Origin of the sequence: Micromonospora sp. NPDC000207, from assembly GCF_040300925.1 — a bacterium.
GTDB lineage: Bacteria > Actinomycetota > Actinomycetes > Mycobacteriales > Micromonosporaceae > Micromonospora.
Genome location: NZ_JBEPEQ010000060.1, coordinates 17508 through 35593, shown reverse-complemented (window position 1 = coordinate 35593; position 18086 = coordinate 17508). Strand labels below are relative to the sequence as shown.

General features: G+C 71.1%; 20 protein-coding genes. 9 read left to right on the top strand and 11 right to left on the bottom strand.

The window, feature by feature from the left end:
- Positions 1-682, bottom strand: a 682-nt coding sequence (locus ABT336_RS16455; protein ID WP_502891192.1) for a NuoI/complex I 23 kDa subunit family protein, incomplete at its 3' end; no start/stop codon positions are given.
- Positions 683-791: 109 nt separating this feature from the next.
- Between ABT336_RS16455 and ABT336_RS16450 the strand changes: the two genes are divergently transcribed.
- The 3 genes from ABT336_RS16450 to ABT336_RS16440 all read left to right on the top strand — a co-directional run bounded on the left by ABT336_RS16450 (position 792) and on the right by ABT336_RS16440 (position 3961).
- Positions 792-1367, top strand: coding sequence for a Uma2 family endonuclease (locus ABT336_RS16450; protein WP_350897453.1), 576 nt, complete (start codon positions 792-794; stop codon positions 1365-1367).
- 101 nt (positions 1368-1468) lie between these two features.
- The gene (locus tag ABT336_RS16445; RefSeq protein WP_350897452.1) at positions 1469-2503 is read left to right on the top strand and encodes a glutathione S-transferase family protein; all 1035 of its coding nucleotides are present in this window, start codon (positions 1469-1471) and stop codon (positions 2501-2503) included.
- Positions 2504-2713: 210 nt separating this feature from the next.
- Positions 2714-3961 (top strand): S8 family peptidase, encoded by a 1248-nt coding sequence (locus ABT336_RS16440; RefSeq protein WP_350897451.1) that lies wholly within the window; start codon positions 2714-2716, stop codon positions 3959-3961.
- Positions 3962-4018: 57 nt separating this feature from the next.
- On the opposite strand, the gene ABT336_RS16435 is transcribed toward ABT336_RS16440, so the two are convergent.
- Both ABT336_RS16435 and ABT336_RS16430 read right to left on the bottom strand, forming a co-directional pair.
- Positions 4019-4984: a complex I subunit 1/NuoH family protein gene (locus tag ABT336_RS16435; RefSeq protein WP_350897450.1), complete on the bottom strand. Its 966-nt coding sequence runs from the start codon at positions 4982-4984 to the stop codon at positions 4019-4021.
- Positions 4984-5559 carry an NADH-quinone oxidoreductase subunit C gene (locus tag ABT336_RS16430; RefSeq protein WP_350897449.1) on the bottom strand — a complete coding sequence of 192 codons (576 nt, stop codon included), beginning with the start codon at positions 5557-5559 and terminating at the stop codon, positions 4984-4986. The genes ABT336_RS16435 and ABT336_RS16430 overlap by 1 nt, the downstream gene beginning before the upstream one ends.
- A gap of 81 nt (positions 5560-5640) precedes the next feature.
- Here ABT336_RS16430 and ABT336_RS16425 point away from each other — a divergent pair, with 81 nt between their 5' ends.
- Positions 5641-6684 carry a glucose 1-dehydrogenase gene (locus tag ABT336_RS16425; RefSeq protein WP_350897448.1) on the top strand — a complete coding sequence of 348 codons (1044 nt, stop codon included), beginning with the start codon at positions 5641-5643 and terminating at the stop codon, positions 6682-6684.
- Positions 6685-6744: 60 nt separating this feature from the next.
- Here the strand turns inward: ABT336_RS16425 and ABT336_RS16420 are convergent, their stop codons facing one another.
- From ABT336_RS16420 to ABT336_RS16410, 3 genes are read right to left on the bottom strand one after another with little or no spacing between them, the layout of a single operon-like run.
- Positions 6745-8061 carry a DUF2252 domain-containing protein gene (locus ABT336_RS16420; RefSeq protein ID WP_350897447.1) on the bottom strand — a complete coding sequence of 439 codons (1317 nt, stop codon included), beginning with the start codon at positions 8059-8061 and terminating at the stop codon, positions 6745-6747.
- Between the two features lie 36 nt (positions 8062-8097).
- Positions 8098-8343: a flavin reductase gene (locus ABT336_RS16415; RefSeq protein ID WP_350897446.1), complete on the bottom strand. Its 246-nt coding sequence runs from the start codon at positions 8341-8343 to the stop codon at positions 8098-8100.
- Positions 8340-8636: a hypothetical protein gene (locus tag ABT336_RS16410; protein WP_350897445.1), complete on the bottom strand. Its 297-nt coding sequence runs from the start codon at positions 8634-8636 to the stop codon at positions 8340-8342. Before ABT336_RS16410 ends, ABT336_RS16415 begins: the two co-directional genes overlap by 4 nt.
- 265 nt (positions 8637-8901) lie before the next feature.
- On the opposite strand from ABT336_RS16410, the gene ABT336_RS16405 reads away from it, so the two are divergent.
- Together ABT336_RS16405 and ABT336_RS16400 are read left to right on the top strand one after the other, a co-directional pair.
- The gene (locus ABT336_RS16405; protein WP_350897444.1) at positions 8902-9087 is read left to right on the top strand and encodes a DNA-binding protein; all 186 of its coding nucleotides are present in this window, start codon (positions 8902-8904) and stop codon (positions 9085-9087) included.
- An 84-nt stretch (positions 9088-9171) separates the two neighbouring features.
- Complete coding sequence (locus ABT336_RS16400; RefSeq protein WP_350897443.1) at positions 9172-9381, top strand: helix-turn-helix transcriptional regulator; 210 nt, start codon at positions 9172-9174, stop codon at positions 9379-9381.
- Positions 9382-9497: 116 nt separating this feature from the next.
- Here the strand turns inward: ABT336_RS16400 and ABT336_RS16395 are convergent, their stop codons facing one another.
- Genes ABT336_RS16395 through ABT336_RS16380 form a run of 4 tightly spaced genes read right to left on the bottom strand, consistent with a single transcriptional unit; the run spans position 9498 to position 13375 of the window.
- Positions 9498-10088, bottom strand: a complete 591-nt coding sequence (locus tag ABT336_RS16395) for an NADH-quinone oxidoreductase subunit B (protein WP_350897442.1) — start codon at positions 10086-10088, stop codon at positions 9498-9500.
- Positions 10089-10134: 46 nt separating this feature from the next.
- Positions 10135-11679 carry a pyridoxal phosphate-dependent decarboxylase family protein gene (locus ABT336_RS16390; protein ID WP_350897441.1) on the bottom strand — a complete coding sequence of 515 codons (1545 nt, stop codon included), beginning with the start codon at positions 11677-11679 and terminating at the stop codon, positions 10135-10137.
- Positions 11676-13028, bottom strand: a complete 1353-nt coding sequence (locus tag ABT336_RS16385; protein WP_350897440.1) for an MFS transporter — start codon at positions 13026-13028, stop codon at positions 11676-11678. The genes ABT336_RS16390 and ABT336_RS16385 overlap by 4 nt, the downstream gene beginning before the upstream one ends.
- 32 nt (positions 13029-13060) lie before the next feature.
- Positions 13061-13375: an MGMT family protein gene (locus ABT336_RS16380; RefSeq protein ID WP_350897439.1), complete on the bottom strand. Its 315-nt coding sequence runs from the start codon at positions 13373-13375 to the stop codon at positions 13061-13063.
- Between the two features lie 13 nt (positions 13376-13388).
- Here ABT336_RS16380 and proB point away from each other — a divergent pair, with 13 nt between their 5' ends.
- From proB to ABT336_RS16365, 3 genes are all read left to right on the top strand, one after another.
- Complete coding sequence (proB, locus tag ABT336_RS16375) at positions 13389-14546, top strand: glutamate 5-kinase (RefSeq protein WP_350897438.1); 1158 nt, start codon at positions 13389-13391, stop codon at positions 14544-14546.
- Positions 14547-14637: 91 nt separating this feature from the next.
- The gene (locus tag ABT336_RS16370; RefSeq protein WP_350897437.1) at positions 14638-15882 is read left to right on the top strand and encodes a glutamate-5-semialdehyde dehydrogenase; all 1245 of its coding nucleotides are present in this window, start codon (positions 14638-14640) and stop codon (positions 15880-15882) included.
- Positions 15883-15933: 51 nt separating this feature from the next.
- The gene (locus ABT336_RS16365; RefSeq protein ID WP_350897436.1) at positions 15934-16728 is read left to right on the top strand and encodes a hypothetical protein; all 795 of its coding nucleotides are present in this window, start codon (positions 15934-15936) and stop codon (positions 16726-16728) included.
- A 54-nt stretch (positions 16729-16782) separates the two neighbouring features.
- Here the strand turns inward: ABT336_RS16365 and moeZ are convergent, their stop codons facing one another.
- Positions 16783-18006, bottom strand: coding sequence for an adenylyltransferase/sulfurtransferase MoeZ (gene moeZ, locus ABT336_RS16360; protein WP_502891191.1), 1224 nt, complete (start codon positions 18004-18006; stop codon positions 16783-16785).
- Positions 18007-18086: the final 80 nt, after the last annotated feature.

Genomic DNA, 18086 nt, shown 5'->3' with positions numbered 1-18086 from the left:
CGGACGGGTTCCCGGCGGCGGGCCGCGCCCCGTCCACGGCGGGACCGGTCGGGCGCGACCGATCCGCAGCGGGAGCGGCGGGCTGCGCCCGATCTGCTGCGGGACCGGCCGGGCGGGCCGGGGCGGCGGCTGGGGCAGCCGGGCGCGCCGGGGCGGCGGCCTTGCGGGCGGCCGTGGTCTCCTCCTTGGCCGGTTCGCCGTTGCGGTCGTGCGCGGGCGGCGGCGGTACGGTCGCCATCCACTCGCCGAGGTGCTCCTTGTCGTGCATCAGGTCCTTGATGTCGTACTCGGCGTACTCGAACTCGGGGGACCAGTAGAGCGCGTCGAAGGGGCAGACCTCGACGCAGATCCCGCAGTACATGCAGAGCGAGAAGTCGATGTCGAACCGGTCGAGGACGTTGCGCTGGCGGGGGCGGGCCGCGCCGGGGACGACGACCTCCTCCTTGTGCGAGTCGATGTAGATGCACCAGTCCGGACACTCCCTGGCGCAGAGCATGCAGACGGTGCAGTTCTCCTCCAGCAGGGCGATCACGCCCCGGGAGCGGGGCGGCAGTTCGGGCGCCACGTCCGGGTACTGCTGGGTGGTGGAGCGGCGGGTCATCGTCTTGAGGGTGACCGCCAGCCCCTTCGCCAGACCGGCCCCGGGCAGGCTGCGCTCACCGTGCTCGCTCATGTCGCCCATCCTGCCCTGTGTGTCCCGCTCGCGCGACCACCCCCCGACTCTTGGTGGCGTTACCCTGCAGGCGGGGAGAACGACGTACCGGACCCTGACCGCTGTGAGGAGATCCGTCATGACCGCCGCGCTGCACGACGACTGTCCGCCGCCGGGCGAGTGGACGACGGACGACCTCGACGCCCTGCCCGACGACGGCCGTCGCCGGGAACTGCTCGACGGAGTGTTACTCGTGTCCCCCTCCCCCAGCGCCGCCCACCAGACGATCGCCGGCCGGCTCATGGTCGCCCTCGAAGCAGAGTGCCCGGACGACTACCAGGTCACCCAGGGTGTCGAGGTCCGGATCAACCGCACTCGGTCCTTCATCCCCGACGTCCTGGTCATCACCACCCCGGCGGCGCAGCGCCGCCCCTCCCGATTCGAGCCGCACGAGGTGACCCTCGCTGTCGAGATCGTTTCGCCGAGCACCCGGTCGATCGACCGGGTGCTGAAACCGACGCTCTACGCCCAGGCGGGCATCCCCTACTTCTGGCGGATCGAGACCGAGCGGGAAGGACTCGTCGTGCACACGTATCGCATCGATCCGGTCGACGAGATCTACACCGAGACCGGGCGGTGGACGAAGCACGTGGACACCGGGGAGCCCTTCCCGCTGAACCTGTCGGTCGCCCGGTTGACTCCCCGTCACCTCTGAACCACCCGGCCCCGACCGCCTCATGTCGCCGAGCCGATGGGCGACAGATCGGACATGATGGGACCCGGACGGGAGCAGGCACCGACGGAGGGGGCGACAGGATGGCGGACGGCAGCGGACAGACCGGGGGCAAGTACGTCGAGCCGGGTGGCGAGTTCACCCGCGACCAGCGTTACATCGCCACCCGGATCACCTCCGACGGGCGCGACGGCTACCCGGTCGAGGCGGGCCGGTACCGGCTCGCCGTCAGTCGGGCCTGCCCCTGGGCGAACCGGCTGATCATCGTACGGCGGCTCCTCGGGCTGGAGGACGCCCTGTCGATGGCGGTGGCGGGGCCGACCCACGACGCCCGGAGTTGGACGTTCGACCTGGACCCCGACGGGCGGGACCCGGTGCTCGGCATCGAGCGGCTCGCCGAGGCGTTCTTCGCCAGGTTCCCCGGTTACGAGCGGGGGATCACGGTGCCGGCGATCGTCGACGTCCCGACCGGGCAGGTCGTCACCAACGACTACGCGCAGATGAGCCTGGACCTGTCGACCGAGTGGACGCAGCACCACCGCGACGGCGCACCCCAGCTCTACCCCGAGCACCTGCGGGACGAGATCGACGAGGTCAACGCGGTGGTCTTCGCCGACGTCAACAACGGGGTGTACCGGTGTGGGTTCGCCGGCAGCCAGGAGGCGTACGACAGGGCGTACCACAGGCTCTTCGACAGGCTGGACTGGCTCAGCGACCGGCTGGCCGGTCGGCGGTACCTGGTCGGCGACACGATCACCGAGGCCGACGTACGGCTGTTCACCACGTTGGTCCGGTTCGACGCCGTCTACCACGGCCACTTCAAGTGCAACAGGCAGAAGCTGAGCGAGATGCCGGTGTTGTGGGCGTACGCCCGGGACCTGTTCGCCACCCCCGGGTTCGGCGACACCATCGACTTCGACCACATCAAGCGGCACTACTACGAGGTCCACCGGGACATCAACCCGACCGGGGTGGTCCCGCTCGGGCCGGACCTGGTCAACTGGTTGAGCCCGCACGGGCGGGAGGAGCTCGGCGGCCGACCGTTCGGCGACGGCACTCCCCCGCCGCCCCCGCCCCCCGCCGAGCAGGTCCCTCCGGCCCACACCCCGCTGGGCTGAACCGGCACGTCCACCGCGCCCCCGCCGAAGATCTCGGGCGGGGGCGCACCCGTTCAGTCACCCAGTGCAACCTTCATCACACCGTCGGTGTCGACAAGTTAACGCCACGTTCAATCGAGACTGATCAACTTGGGGTCGCCCACCGCTCGGCCACTCGGGCCGGGTTCGGGCACGACTGTCCATATCGGACAGACCTGAGGAGGTTCAGCCGTGCGCAAGTCAGGTGGCAGAACGGTACGTCGGGGCGTACTGGTCGGCATCGTCTCGGGAGCGCTCGTCGCCGCCGTCGCCGCACCGGCGGTCGCGGCGGAACCCGGCCGCGCCGCCCCCGCACCCCTGCGGGCGGGCGGGCCGGAGGCCGCAGCGGACCGGTACATCGTGGTCCTCTCCGACACCCCGTCCACCACGACCCCGGCCGTCCGGGCCGCCCGCGCCGCGAAGGCCACCGCCGTCGCCGAGCGGGCCGGCGGTACGGTGCTGGCCCGCTACACCCGGGTCCTCGACGGGTACGCGGCCCGCCTCTCCCCCACCGCCCTAGTTGCGGTCCGCAACGACCCCGCTGTGGCCTACGTCGAGCGGGACAGCCGGATCAGGGGCGGCCTGACCAGCACCTCCGTGCCGAACCCGCAGCCCGCTCCGCCGTCCTGGGGACTCGACCGGATCGACCAGCGCAGCCTTCCCCTTGACGGCAGCTTCGGGTACGACGCCACGGGGGCCGGGGTCACCGTCTACGTCGTCGACTCCGGAATCCGCGCCACCCACGACGACTTCGGCACCCGGGCCAGCGGGGTCTACGACGCCGTCGGCGACGGCAACGGCACCAACGACTGTCACGGTCACGGCACCCACGTCGCCGGGACCGTCGGCGGTGAGACGTACGGGGTCGCCAAGGCCGTCACCATCAAGGCCGTACGCGTCCTCCAGTGCGACAACAGCGGCTGGTCGTCGGACCTGATCGAGGGCGTCGACTGGATCGCGGCCAACCACGATCCGGTGTCGGTGGCCAACTTCAGCCTCCAGGGCTACGGCACCACCCCCGCCACCGCCGTCGAGAACCTCGTCGACCTCGGGGTGCACAGCGTCTTCATCGCCAACAACTTCAACACCGACGCCTGCACCAACGGGCCACGGTCGTCCCGGGGCGTCACCGTCGCCGCCACCGACTCGACTGACACCCGGGCCTGGTTCTCCAGCTACGGCACCTGCGTCGACATCTTCGCCCCCGGGGTGAGCATCGACTCGGCCGGCATCACCTCGGACACCGCCGTCGCCAGCGGATGGTCCGGCACCTCGATGGCGGCACCGCACGTCGCCGGGTGGATGGCCCGCTACCGTCAGACGAACCCGACGGCGAGCCTCGCCACCGCCAAGGGCGCCCTGATCTCCGCCGCCACCACCGGCGTGGTGATCAGCCCCGGAACCGGGTCCCCCAACCGACTCCTCTACGCCGCCCCCTGACGACGCCGGGAACTGCCCCCTTCCGTCGCTCGCCGACGCGGAGGGGGCCGTTCCGGCTCAGGCGAGGGTGAGGCGGACGGCGGCGGTGAGGACCAGCTGGGCCAGGGCGGCCGGGACGAGGACCAGCCAGCAGAGGCGTTGCAGCTGGTCCTCCCGGAGCCGGGGATACGACACCCGGACCCAGATGATCACGAACGAGACGGCGAAGACCTTCAGCAGCGTCCAGAGCCACCCGAGCTGGGCGTCGGCGAACGGCCCCTGCCACCCGCCGAGGAAGAGCACAGTGGTCAGGGCGGCGATCACCACGATCCCGGCGTACTCGGCGAGCAGGAAGAACGCGAACCGCAGGCCGGTGTACTCGGTCATGTACCCGAAGACCAGCTCCGAGTCGGCGACCGGCATGTCGAACGGGGGGCGTCGGATCTCGGCCAACCCGGCGACGAAGAAGATCACCATGGCGGGGGCCTGCCACAGCAGCCACCAGGGCTGCCACGCCTCGACGATCCCGGAGAGGCTCAACGTACCGGCGGCCATCGCCACCGACGCGGCGGCCAGCACCAGGGGCAGCTCGTAGCCGAGCAGCTGGGCCGCCCCCCGCAGCCCGCCCAGGAGGCTGTACTTGTTGGCCGAGGCCCACGCCGACATCAGGACCGCGAGCACGCCGACACCGACCACCGCCAGCACGAAGAACAGGCCCACGTCCAACGGCTGCCCGACCAGACCGCCCGGCCCGAGCGGAATCACCAACAACACCAGCAGGTACGGAATCAGCGCGACCGCCGGGGCCAGCCGGAACACCGCCCGGTCGGCCTCCCGGGGGGTGACGTCCTCCTTCTGGACGAACTTCACCCCGTCGGCGATCAGTTGCGCCCACCCGTGGAACCCGCCCGCGTACATCGGACCGAGTCGGCCCTGCATGTGCGCCATCACCTTGTGTTCGGCCTGCCCCACCAGCAGCGGGAGGGTGAGGAAAGCGACGAACACCCCGACCACCCGGACGAGCAGTTCCACCCACTCCGGCATCAGCTCGCGCCCCACTCCCCGGGAGCCGGTACGCCCGGCGGACGGATCGGGCGTCGGCCACCACCGGCCGCCGACTCGCCAGGCTCCTTCGCCCCCGGCCACGGCTTGGCCACCCGGGAGGCGAGGACGAACTCCTTGCGCAGCGGGTGCCCCTCGAATCCGGGCGGCAGGAGCAGGGGGCGCAGGTCGGGATGGCCGTCGAACCCGAGGCCGAACATCTCGTACGTCTCCCGCTCGTGCCAGGACGCCCCGGGGTAGAGGTCGACGACCGAGGCCAACGTCGGCGTCTCCCGGGGCACCCGGGTCCGCAGGAGCACCCCGTGCCGGTGGCGTACCGACCACAGGTGCGCCACCACGTCGAACCCGCCGGCCAGCTCGTCGACGGCCGAGAGCCAGTCGAAGAAGTCGCAGCCCAGCTCGGCGTCGTCCCGGACCGCCCGCACCGCGTCCCGCCAACTCGCCAGGGGTACGTCCACCGTCGCGCGGGCGTACCCCTGACCGCCGGAGACCGAGGCGGTGACCTCGACGGGCGCGAGGAGCGCCACCACCCGCTGGCCGACCTCTTCCGCAGTCATGCGTCGATCCTATGGCCCCACGCCGCCCGTGCCGCCCCTGCGGAGGGCATACCGCAGCGGAAGGCGGGAAGAAACCAGGTCATGCGCGCCGTCACCGTCACCCCGGGAGAGCCCGGATCGCTGCGACTCGTCGAGGACCATCCCGAGCCGAGCAGCGACGAGGGCGCGATCCTCGTGCAGGCGCTCGCGGTAGGGGTCTGCGGCACCGACCACGAGATCATCGAGGGGCAGTACGGCGAGGCCCCGCCCGGTGAGCGCGACCTGGTACTCGGTCACGAGTCGCTGGGCCGGGTGCTGGAGGACCCCACCGGCACCCTGGAACCCGGTGACCTGGTCGCCGGGATCGTCAGGCATCCCGACCCGGTACCGTGCCCGAACTGCGCCGTCGGCGAGTGGGACATGTGCCGCAACGGGCAGTACACCGAGCACGGCATCAAGGCGCTCCCCGGGTTCGCCCGGGAACGGTGGCGGGTGCAGCCCCGCTACGCCGTGGGGCTCGATCCGGCGCTCGCCGAGGTCGGCATGCTGCTGGAACCGGCCAGCGTGGTGGCGAAGGCCTGGGACCACATCGACCGGATCGGCACCCGGGCCGAGTGGCAGCCCCGCAGCGTCCTGGTCACCGGGGCCGGTCCGATCGGCCTGCTCGCCGCGTTGCTGGCCAGCCAGCGGGGACTGGAGGTGCACGTCCTGGACCTGGCCACCTCGGGGCCGAAACCGGCACTGGCCGCCGCGCTCGGGGCCACGTACCACACCGAGTCGGTCGACGAGCTGCCCTTCGAACCGGACGTGGTGGTCGAGTGCACCGGAGCACCGGTGGTGGTGCTGGACGCGATGTGCAAGGCCGCGCCGACCGGCATCGTCTGCCTGACCGGGGTCTCCACAGGTGGCCGTACCGTCGACTTCGACGCGGGCGCGTTGAACAGGACCCTGGTGTTGGAGAACAACGTGGTCTTCGGCTCGGTGAACGCCAACCGACGACACTGGGACCTGGCCGCCGAGGCGCTGGCCCGCGCCGACCAGTCCTGGCTGGCCTCGTTGATCACCCGCCGGGTCCCGCTCGACGACTACGCCGACGCGTACCGGCAGGGCTCGGACGAGATCAAGGCAGTCCTCGACTTCCAGTGACGGGGCCCCTGTCGACGCATCACGGTCGCGCACAGCGTCGACAGGCAACCCCGCCGCACCTCAGATGCCGGGGAGTCTGCCGTTGCGGAAGAGGTCCACGAAGAGCTGGTGGTCCTCGCGGGCGCGCAGGCCGTACGCCTGGCCGAACTCCACCAGGTGCCCGACGAACCCGGCGTGGTCGGACTCGACAGCCGCCGTGATCGCCTCCTCGGTCGAGTAGTCGACCAGGTCGTGGCTGGACTCGTCGTCGGCGACGGAGTGCATCCGGGCCACCGCCCGACCCAGGTCGGCCAGGACACCGGCCAGTTCCTCGGGCTCGTTGACGTCGGCCCAGTCCAGGTCGGCGGCGTACGGGGAGACCTCGGCGACGAGTTGGCCGACCCCGTCCAGCTCGGTGAAGCCCAGCCACGGGTCCGCGCAGGCCTGCAACGCCCGCTGCGACTCGGCGGTACGGTGCCCCTGGTGCCGGAAGTAGCCCCGGACCCGCTCGTCGGTGATGTGCCTGGCGACGGCGGGCACCTGGGCCTGCTTCATGAAGATGACGACGTCGTTCTCCAACGCCTCGGTGTGCCCCTCCAGCAGGAGGTTGTACGACGGGAGCCCGGCCGAGCCGATGCCGACCCCCTTGCGCAGCACCACGTCCTTGATGTGGGTGGCCACGGGACGGAGCTGGGCGCTGGACTTCGGCAGGGTGTCCAGGTAGTCGGTGAAGGCGGCGCAGACCTTCTCCCGGGTCTCGCCGTCGATCTCGTAGATCCCGTCGCGCAGGGCGAACCGGCGCTCGTAGTTGTCGATAGTGGTCTGCTGCTTGAGCAGGTCGACCCGGTTGTTGAGCCGGGCCTGCTGGAGCACCCTTCGCAGCACACCGTCGGCGTTGTCCAGGGTGATCGAGCCGATCGCGTCGTCCCCGCCGTGGGCGATGGCCCCCAGTTCGGTCAGGTACGCCTCGGCGAACCCGGTGACCAGGTCCCCGATCACCTCGTCGGAGAGGGCCTTGGCGTACCCGATCAGGGCGACGCTGGCGGCGAACCGCTTCAGGTCCCAGGTGAACGGCCCGACGTACGCCTCGTCGAAGTCGTTGACGTTGAACACCAGCCGCCCGGAGGCGTTCATGTACGTGCCGAAGTTCTCCGCGTGCAGGTCACCGTGGATCCAGACCCGGCTGGTCCGGTCGTCGAGGAACCTGTCGTCGAGGAAGTCACCGAGCTGGTCGGCGTAGAAGAGTGCGGCACTACCCCGGTAGAAGGCGAACGGGGAGGCCGCCATCTTCCGGAACTTCCGGCGGAAGGCCGCCGGGTCGAGCGCCATCGACGTGCCGAACTCCTCGGTCAGCACGTCGACGATGTGGGCGGACCGTTGATCCGCAGACGCGTTCATGGCCCGAACGCTAGTCCCCACCCGCCACCGGGTCGGCTAACCCCGAGGGTCGGCCCAATCGACGAAACGTGCGGTCAGTCCGTTGGGTGGAACACCCCCGCCGAGCTGGGCGAGGTGCTCTGCGGCCTCGACCTGGAGCGCGGCCAGGTGGATCAGCAACGCCTCCCTGTCGGTCCGGTACACACCGAGCAGGCGCAGCTTCGCCGGTGAGCACGGCCAGGCGATCCCGCACGCCACACAACGCCAGGTGGGACGGCTCGGCAGATGTTCCCGCCACCTCACGTCCGCACCCCCCGCGCACCATGGGTGCCCCGGGCCGCGCGGCGGACCACCGGGGTGGCCGAGCCGGGGGCGACCCACCGCAGCCCCTTGCGCCACACGAACAGCTCACGCTTGGCGACCGCCTCACCCCGTGCGTCCAACTGGTACGCCTCGATCCAGGTCCAGCCGTGGTACGTCTGCCTGTCGACCAGGTGCCTGATCACCCGTACGACTATCGGACGGCTGACGAACTGCACGCTCGCGGCCCGGGTCAGGTGCAGCAGATCACCCGCCCTGATCGGACGTTCCGTCACCACCGGCCCCCGTTTCTGGGCCGACGCCGGATGGTCCGGGGCGTCCCCGAGGTGAACCGATCCGGACAGGGTGCCAGCAGGCCACAGGAGCAACGACGCCACCACGAACGCCACGTCCGACGATGGGCAGGACCAAGCGGCACGGGTCTGGGGACACGTCTACTGGACATGCGAGCAGGCTCGTGCCCCGGCCATGGGCAACTCGTCAACCCCTCCATTGACAAGCCGTCGCCCCACCGCGCCGGAGGCTGGGACGGTGCGAGTCATGGCACTCTCCGAGATCGCCGCTCACCTGGGCGTATCGCGTCAGCGTGCCGCGATCCTGGTCGAGCGACCCGACTTTCCCGATCCCATCGACACACTGACCGTCGGCCGCATCTGGGACATCGCCGAGGTCCGGACGTATGCGGAGCGTCGCAACCGGCAACTGTCAGACGACGAGCCCACCTGAGCTGGTCACGCGTCAAGCGACCAGTACGGGTTGCCCTACGACAGGGTGTTGTGTGATCGATGGTCGTGTTTCTAACGTCGGGCCATGACACGGCTTCAACTGATGGGCACCCACGAGATCCGCGTACGCCTGGGTGGGATCAGTCGACAGCGCGCCTACGAGCTGACGATGCGCCGAAACTTCCCTGAGCCGGTCGCCGAACTGGCGCAGGGCAAGGTGTGGCTCGCCGAGGACGTCGAGCGATGGATCGCAGAGCACCGCCGTTCGCTCGCCGACAGCGAGGACGACACTTGACCTTGACTGCGGCCCGATTCAGGAGATCTTGGTGAAAAATGGCCCCTCTGGGGGCCGAAAGCTTCCAAGGTCTTCCGAACGACGCCGTTGGCGCCGTGCTGTTGGCCGTGGTCGGGTCAGCGGTCGGTGGTGTTTGTCGGGGGGCGTACGGGTGGGGCGGTGAGGGACTCGACAGGGCGGGGCTCGACGGCCTCCAGGGCGGTGACGTCGGCCGACGGGGCGAGCGGGTCGGTCCGGGACACCCCGCCGATGCCTGACTGTTCGGCGGCGATCCGCTCCTGGAGGCGGAGGATGCCGTGCAGGAGCGCCTCCGGCCGGGGCGGGCACCCGGGAACGTAGACGTCGACAGGGATCAGCTGGTCGACGCCCTTCGTCACCGAGTACGAGTCCCAGTAGGGGCCGCCGCAGTTGGAGCAGGCACCGAAGGAGATGACGTACTTCGGCTCGGGCATCTGGTCGTAGAGGCGCTTGATCGCCGGGGCCATCTTGTCGGTGACGGTGCCGGAGACCACCATCAGGTCGGCCTGCCGGGGGCCGTGGGCGAACGGGATGACGCCGAGCCTGATGAAGTCGTGCCTACCCATGCTGGTCGCGATGAACTCGATCGCGCAGCAGGCCAGGCCGAAGTTGAACACCCAGAGCGAGTAACGCCGCCCCCAGTTCAGCACGAACCGGATCGGCTCGCCGAGCACCTGCGGCAGCTGCACGTCGGTCTCCTCCCCGCCGCAGACAGTGAACCACAACCGTCCGCGTTCAGTAGGTGGGGCGTTGGAGCAGTCCGACGAACTCGGCGAGCAGCCGTTCCCGCAGGGCGGGCGGGGCCGCGTCGAGCAGCGTGTTCACCACCGCCATCCGCTCCGGCACCCCCGAACCGCCCCCAGCCGGTGAGCCGAGGCCGAGGGTGGTGGCGAGGGTGGCGACCAGGTCGGGGGTGAGCTGATCGGGGTCCAGTGAGCCGACCAGGGCGAGCAGGTCGGCGGGGAGCCGGACCGGACCGGCGGCCCGGGCCGCCGCCACCGAGTCGACCAGGGCAGCGCCGAAGTCGGGGACGGTGGGGGCCACCGAGGCGGTCACCGTCAGGTGCACGCTGGCGGGGAGGTCGGCGTACCGGAACTGGGGTTGGGTGTGCCAACCCCGGGCGGTCAGCTCGTCGACCAGGGTGAACAGGTCCAGATCCGGATCGGACACGGTGAAGCAGACGACTGTGGACTCGGGTTCGGCGAGCAGGCGGAGCCCGTCGACGGCCCGGACGGCGGCGGCCAGCCCGGTCACCGCCGCCCGGGTCCGTCGGGCCAGGTCCAGGTATCCGTCGTCGCCGAGGTGCCGGACCGTGGCGTACGCGGCGGCGATCGGGCCACCGGAGCGGGTGGACGAGATCACCGGGTTCACCATCGTGTAGCCGGGCCATCCGGCGAAGGCGAAGAACTGCGGGGCGCGTGAGGCGGGGTCCCGGTGCAGGAGGACCGACACCCCCTTCGGGGCGTACGCGTACTTGTGCAGGTCCACCGAGATCGAGGTGACTCCGGCGACGCCGAGGTCGAACGGGGGGACCGGTACGCCGAGGCGGCGCAGGTACGGCAGGGTCCAGCCCCCGAAGCAGGCGTCCACGTGGCAGCGGACCCCCCGCTCGGCGGCGACGGCGGCGATCTGCTCGACCGGGTCGATCACCCCGTGCGCGTACGAGGGGGCGGAGCAGGCGACCAGGACGGTCTCCGGTCGGATCGCGGCGGCCACGTCGGCGGGGTCGGGTCGAAGGGTCTGAGCCGACACGGCCACCGTGTCCAGGGCGACCCGCAGGTAGTGGGCGGCCTTGGCGAAGGCGGCGTGGGCGGTGGCCGGCACCACCAGTCGGGGTTCGGCGACCTCCGGCCGGGAGTCCCGGGCCGCCTTGACGGCGAGGATCAGCGACTCGGTGCCGCCGCCGGTGACGGAGCCGACAGCGTCGGGGGCAGTGCTGCCGGGACCGCCGCCCAGCAGCCGGGCCGCCGCTCCGACAAGCGTGTTCTCCATCGCCAGCAGGGACGGGAAGGCTGTCGGGTCGAGCCCGTTGACGTGGGCGCTCTCGGCGTACGCGGAGTTGGCCAGCTCGTCCAGCCCGGGTACGGCCGGGTCGTAGACGTAGGCGAAGAGGCGTCCGCCGTGGGTGGGCCGGTCGGCGGCACGCAGCGCCCGGACCTCGGCCAGCACCTCGTCGGCGGGGAGTCCCCGCAGTGGCAGCGAGGACGGTTCGCTCGTCTCGTCACCTCGCTCTGCTCCGGCGTCGACACGGGGACCGGCCGTGACGGTTCGCTCGCTCATGTGTCTTCCTTTCCGAGGCCGCCGCCCGCTGGCGAGACGTCGACCGGGGTGAGGTGGTAGCCGCGCAGGAGGAGGGTGGCCGGGCCGATCAGGAGGGCGGGCAGGACTGTGAACCCGAGGAGGATGCCGAGGCGGGCCGAGTCCGGCTGGGCGACCGCCCCGGTGGCCGAGGAGACGTACCCGGACAGGTGCAGCACCAGCCCGTAGAGGCCCGGACCCAGCGCCAGGCCGAGCGTCTCCCCCGCCGTCCACAGGCCGGTGAAGACGCCGGCCTGTCGCCGACCGGTGCGGGCGGTGTCGTACGCGATGCAGTCGGGGAGCATGGCCAGGGCGAACACCTGCTGGCCGGCGTACCCGCAGCCGATCAGGGCGACCACCGCGTAGGTGGCGACGGCCGGCAGGACCGGGGCGGTGACCAGGGCGAGCGCCCCCACCGCCAGGAGCAGGGAGGCGGCCACCAGACCGGCGCGTTTGCCCAGTCGGGCGCCGACCCGGGTCCAGACCGGCATGACCAGCAGGGCCGGGCCGACGAAGCAGGCGAACAGCAGGGTCGGGCCGGTTTCCGGATCGCGCAGTACGTGTCCGGCGAAGTAGTTGACCCCGGCCAGGATCGTCGCCACCCCGACGGACTGGATCACGAAGCAGAGCAGCAGGGCCCGGAACGCCCTGGCCCGCCCGGCGACGGCGAGTTGGGCGCGCAGCGACGGTTCGGTGGCCGCGACGGTGCCGGTCGGGGCGGCTCGGGTGCCGAGGAACGCGCCGAGGGCGCCGACGGCTATCAGTGCGGCGACGAACAGCCCCATCCACCGGTGTCCGGCGAGCCCGTCGCCCCCGGCGGTGACCACCATCGGGGCGAGCGCCCCGGAGACCAGGATGGCGAGCGCGAGCACCGCGATCCGCCAGCTCATCAGCCTCGTACGCTCGGCGTGGTCGCCGGTCAGCTCTGCTGGCATCGCCACGTACGGCACCTGGAAGAAGGCGAACGCGGTGGCGGTGACCAGGAACGCCACCGCCACGTACGCCCCGGCGGCCGGGCCGGGGTCGAACGGTCCGGCGAAGATCGCGGCGAACGACCCGGCCAGGGCCAGCCCGCCGAGGAGCAGGTACGGACGGCGGGCACCCCACCGGGAGCGGGTCCGGTCCGACAGCCGTCCCACGACGGGGTTGAGCAGGACGTCCCAGGCCTTCGGTCCGAGCACCAGGAGGGCGGCCACCCCGGCGGCGACGCCCAGGGTGTCTGTCAGGTAGGGCAGCAGGAGCAGGCCGGGGACGGTGCCGAAGGCACCGGTGGCGAGGGAGCCCAGCGAGTACCCGACGTGCACCTGCCGAGGCAGCGGACCGGGCACCATGAGATCGAATCCTACTCATGTCGTGGCCTGCGTCACACCCCCTCGTCGGGGTGCCAACCGGCTTTCGCCATGTCCACTCCGGCCGCCCGCATCGGGGTTCCCTCGGCGCGCAGCAGTGCCCGCGCCCGCACCTCGTGTCCCGGCGGCAGCCGTCCCGCCGAGTTCACCACCCGGTGCCAGGGCACCCCGCCGCCGTGCCGGGACATGATGGCGCCGACCAGCCGGGCCGAGTTGCGCCCGGAACCGTCGGCGAGGGCGTCGGCGACAGCCCCGTAGGACATCACCCGGCCTGGCGGGATCCGCTCCACGAGGGCGAGCACCGCCTCCACGTACTCCTCAGGGGTCACGACCGGCCACGATATGGGAACCCGCGCGGGCTGCTCCAGGACGAACACGCAGAATGGGCGGGTGCGGGAAGCAGTCACGACGGCCCGACGGGTCGTCGTCAAGATCGGGTCGTCCTCGTTGACCACGGCAGCCGGCGGGCTCGCCACCGACCGGGTCGACACGCTGGTGGACGCGCTCGGCGCGCTGACCGCCCAGGGCTGCGAGGTGGTGCTGGTCTCCTCCGGGGCGATCGCCGCCGGGCTCGCCCCGCTCGGGCTGTCCCGACGTCCGCGCGACCTGGCCACCCAGCAGGCCGCCGCCAGCGTCGGTCAGGGCCTGCTGATCGGCCGGTACGCGGCAAGCTTCGCCCGGCACGAGCGGACCGTCGGTCAGGTGCTGCTCACCGTCGACGACGTGACCCGTCGGGCGCACTACCGCAACGCGTACCGGACCCTGCGCAAGCTGCTCGACCTGCGGGCGGTGCCGATCGTCAACGAGAACGACACGGTGGCCACCGAGGAGATCAGGTTCGGTGACAACGACAGGCTCGCCGCTCTGGTCGCCGCCCTGGTCCACGCTGACCTGCTGGTCCTCCTCTCCGACGTCGACGCCCTCTGGACCGGTGACCCGACCCGCCCCGGTTCGACCCGGATCACCGAGGTCCGCGACGAACGGGACCTGGTCGGGGTGAACGTCGGCGGGGTCGGCCGGGCCGGGGTCGGCACCGGCGGGATGGTCACCAAGGTCGAGGCGGCCCGGATCGCCACCGGATTCGGCATCCCGGTGGTGCTCACCGCCGCCCCGCTGGCCCCGGCCGCGCTGCGCGGCGAGGAGGTCGGCACCCTGTTCCACCCGGTGGCTCAGCGCCCGACCGCCCGACTGTTCTGGCTGGCCCACGCCACCGCCCCCCGGGGTCGACTGCACCTGGATCCGGGGGCGGTGCAGGCGGTGGTCGACCGGCGCAAGTCCCTGCTCCCGGCGGGGATCACCGCCGTGGACGGCACCTTCACCGCCGGGGACCCGGTGGACCTGGTGGACACCGCCGGCGACCCGGTGGCCCGGGGACTGGTCAACTACGACGCCGTCGAGCTGCCCGGTCTGCTCGGCCGCTCCACGAGCGAACTCGCCGCCGCCCTCGGCCCCGCGTACGAACGCGAAGTAGTCCACCGCGACGACCTGGTACTCCTGTAAGGAAGGGCCCCCTGTTAACGCTTTCTGATGTATAAGGGCCCCCTCCAAACAGCGGTGCCGACCGGAGAACGACGAGGACTAGGAGCACAGGATGAGCGTCTCGGAGCAGGCTCGACGGGCCCGGGAGGCGGCCGGCACGCTGGCCGTGGCGACGCGTACCGCAAAGGACTCCGCGTTGCAGGCGATGGCCGACGCGCTGGTGGCGCGTACCCCGGAGATCCTGACCGCGAACGCGGCGGACCTGGCGGCCGGGCGGGAGGCCGGGTTGTCGGCGGCGATCCTGGACCGGTTGAAGCTCGACGAGTCGCGGGTGGCCGGGATCGCCGAGGCGCTGCGGCAGATGGCAGCGCTGCCCGACCCGGTGGGTGAGGTGGTCCGGGGCTCGACCCTGCCGAACGGGCTGGAGCTGCGCCAGATCCGGGTTCCGTTCGGGGTGGTCGGGATCATCTACGAGGCCCGCCCGAACGTCACTGTCGACGCCGCCGGGATCTGCCTGAAGTCAGGCAACGCGGCGCTCCTGCGCGGCTCGTCGTCGGCGGCACACTCGAACGCGGCGCTGGTGGCGGTGCTGCGGGACGCGGTCGCCGGGGCCGGGCTGCCCGCCGACGCGGTGCAGCTGCTCGACGCCTCCAGCCGGGAGTCGGTCAAGGAGTTGATGCGGGCCCGGGGCCTGGTCGACGTGCTGATCCCGCGCGGTGGGGCGTCGCTGATCCGGACGGTGGTCGAGGAGTCCACGGTCCCGGTGATCGAGACCGGGGTGGGCAACTGCCACGTGTACGTCGACGCCGCCGCCGACCTGGACAAGGCCGTCGCGCTGACCCTGAACTCGAAGACCCAGCGCCTGTCGACCTGCAACACGGCCGAGTCGCTGCTGGTGCACGCCGACGTCGCCGACGTCTTCCTGCCGACGGTGCTGGCGGCCTTCGCCGAGGCCGGGGTCACTGTGCACGGGGACGCCCGGGTCGCCGGCTACTCGGACGCGGTGGTCGCGGCCACCGAGGAGGACTTCGGCACCGAGTACCTGTCGGCGGACATCTCGGTCGCCGTCGTCGACTCCCTGGACGCCGCAGTCGCCCACGTCAACAGGTACGGCAGCGGCCACACCGAGGCCATCGTCACCGACTCGCAGTCGGCGGCCCGGGAGTTCGTGGCCCGGGTCGACTCGGCGGCGGTGATGGTGAACGCCTCGACCCGGTTCACCGACGGCGGGGAGTTCGGGTTCGGGGCGGAGATCGGCATCTCCACCCAGAAGCTGCACGCCCGGGGTCCGATGGGGTTGCCCGAGCTGACCAGCACCAAGTACGTCGTCACCGGCGACGGCCACCTACGGAGCTGACCCACCGAGGTCGACGCCGGCTTCACCCAGGTCCGACGGAGGGACGAACACGTGGCGAGAAACGCGGCAGCATGGCGTGACTGGGAAGGCCACTATGATGCACTGGTCAGCCGAGGCGCGTTCCACCGCGACCTCGGAGGAAAGCTTCGCTGCCGTGAAACAAAGGGAAAGGAGGAGTTACGGGTTGCCAGCGACATCAATGTTTTCAACAACCCAAAAAGGCCAGAGTACGGCGGCACCAAGAATATGCCCGAACTCCTTCGGGCAAAGCTGATTGCGAACGGTCATGTTCCAAATGTCCCGCGGAGGGCCGGCGGCGCGAAGAAAGTCGCCCGAACCCGGGAGGATTGGGCGCTGGCCATGCGTGAGGCCGGTCGGTACCCCGTCCCCAGTCGGAAGGGCGCAATTCCCGGAGAGTGGCCGGTTGAGGTGGAAGGGCTCGGTGTCATCGACATCTCCCCCCGGGTTCGGGAGATCCGAGCCGGCCGCACCCAGCCATCCGATTCAGAGCTGATGGTCATCAACCAGAACGGGTGGGACGCGTTCGCCCCGAGGGAGGGCACTCGGGCGTACCAGCGGTATCAGGATCTGAAGGCGAACGCCCCCGTCCTTCCCGTGCAGGGAGCGTCCGCCACGATGGACCCGCCGCTTCCCACGTTCCCGATGCCCGATCCGTCGCACCCGGCCGCAGGCCAGTACCCTCCGCAGGCGGCGACCGCCTTCGTCGCGGGGCTGACCCACGACAGTGGTTTCGGCACCCAGCCCTCGTCGAGTTCCGCACCACCACCGAACTGGAACCAGAGCATGTACGGGGGGTACGGCCAGGGCGGGCCGAGTCACAGGTGAGTCGTCCCGAGCCGGCGGGACACGTCCGGCTCGGGACGACTCGACGTCACGGGGTCAGTACGCCGGGAGGGACGGGTCGATCTGCTTGATCCAGGAGAGGACCCCGCCCTGGACGTGGACCGAGTTGGTGAACCCGGCGGCCTTCAGGGCGGCGAGCGCCTCGGCGGAGCGGACACCCGACTTGCAGTGCAGGACGACCTGCTTGTCCTGCGGGAGCCGGGACAACGCCTCCCCGGAGAGGATCTCCCCCTTGGGGATCAGGGTGGCCCCGGGGATCGAGACGATCTCGTACTCGGCGGGTTCGCGGACGTCGACCAGGAAGATGTCCTTCCCGGCGTCCTGCCACTCCTTCAGCTCCCGGGCGGTGATGGTGGACTCGGCAGCCGCCTCCTGGGCCTCGACCGAGACCGCCCCGCAGAAGTCCTCGTAGTCCTCCATCAGGTCGGTCAGTGTGGGGTTCTCCCCGCAGAGCACGCAGTTCGGGTCCTTCCGGACCTTGATCTTGCGGTACTCCATCTCCAGGGCGTCGTAGACCATCAGTCGGCCGACCAGCGGCTCACCGATCCCGGCCAGGAGCTTGATCGCCTCGTTGACCTGGATCGACCCGATGGAGGCGCAGAGCACCCCGAGGACGCCGCCCTCGGCGCAGGAGGGGACCATCCCGGGCGGCGGGGGCTCCGGGTAGAGGCACCGGTAGCAGGGGCCGTGCTCGGCCCAGAAGACCGACGCCTGGCCGTCGAACCGGTAGATCGACCCCCAGACGTACGGCTTCCCGAGCAGGACCGCAGCGTCGTTGACCATGTACCGGGTGGCGAAGTTGTCGGTGCCGTCGACGATCAGGTCGTACCGGGAGAAGATCTCCCGGACGTTCTCCCGGTCCAAGGCCGTGTCGTGGATCTCGACGGTGACCAGGGGGTTGATCTCGCGGATCGAGGCGGCGGCGGACTCGGCCTTGGAGCGGCCGACGTCGGAGACCCCGTGGATGACCTGCCGCTGGAGGTTGGACTCGTCGACGGTGTCGAAGTCGATGATGCCGAGCGTCCCGACCCCGGCGGCGGCCAGGTACAGCAGGGCCGGGGAGCCGAGACCGCCCGCGCCCACACAGAGCACCCTTGCGTTCTTCAGCCGCTTCTGCCCGGTCACCCCGACGTCGGGAATGATCAGGTGGCGCGAGTAGCGACGGATCTCGTCAACGGACAGCTCGGCGGCGGGTTCGACGAGCGGGGGCAACGACACGGTGGACTCCCCGGGATCGGCGTTCGGTGTATGCCGCGCCATTGTTGCTCGCCGGGGCGGGGATCGGCCATGAGCAGGGCCACGTCGCCCGACATGCGGGAGCGGGAATACCGCACCGGCAC

Coding starts and splice junctions, on each gene's coding strand:
- ABT336_RS16385 (WP_350897440.1), bottom strand. CDS start 13,028: ATGGTGCCCGGTCCGCTGCCTCGGCAGGTGCACGTCGGGTACTCGCTG.
- ABT336_RS16370 (WP_350897437.1), top strand. CDS start 14,638: ATGAGCGTCTCGGAGCAGGCTCGACGGGCCCGGGAGGCGGCCGGCACG.
- ABT336_RS16450 (WP_350897453.1), top strand. CDS start 792: ATGACCGCCGCGCTGCACGACGACTGTCCGCCGCCGGGCGAGTGGACG.
- ABT336_RS16420 (WP_350897447.1), bottom strand. CDS start 8,061: ATGAACGCGTCTGCGGATCAACGGTCCGCCCACATCGTCGACGTGCTG.
- ABT336_RS16430 (WP_350897449.1), bottom strand. CDS start 5,559: ATGACTGCGGAAGAGGTCGGCCAGCGGGTGGTGGCGCTCCTCGCGCCC.
- ABT336_RS16400 (WP_350897443.1), top strand. CDS start 9,172: ATGACACGGCTTCAACTGATGGGCACCCACGAGATCCGCGTACGCCTG.
- ABT336_RS16405 (WP_350897444.1), top strand. CDS start 8,902: ATGGCACTCTCCGAGATCGCCGCTCACCTGGGCGTATCGCGTCAGCGT.
- ABT336_RS16390 (WP_350897441.1), bottom strand. CDS start 11,679: ATGAGCGAGCGAACCGTCACGGCCGGTCCCCGTGTCGACGCCGGAGCA.
- moeZ (WP_502891191.1), bottom strand. CDS start 18,006: ATGGCGCGGCATACACCGAACGCCGATCCCGGGGAGTCCACCGTGTCG.
- ABT336_RS16425 (WP_350897448.1), top strand. CDS start 5,641: ATGCGCGCCGTCACCGTCACCCCGGGAGAGCCCGGATCGCTGCGACTC.
- ABT336_RS16435 (WP_350897450.1), bottom strand. CDS start 4,984: ATGCCGGAGTGGGTGGAACTGCTCGTCCGGGTGGTCGGGGTGTTCGTC.
- ABT336_RS16445 (WP_350897452.1), top strand. CDS start 1,469: ATGGCGGACGGCAGCGGACAGACCGGGGGCAAGTACGTCGAGCCGGGT.
- proB (WP_350897438.1), top strand. CDS start 13,389: ATGGGAACCCGCGCGGGCTGCTCCAGGACGAACACGCAGAATGGGCGG.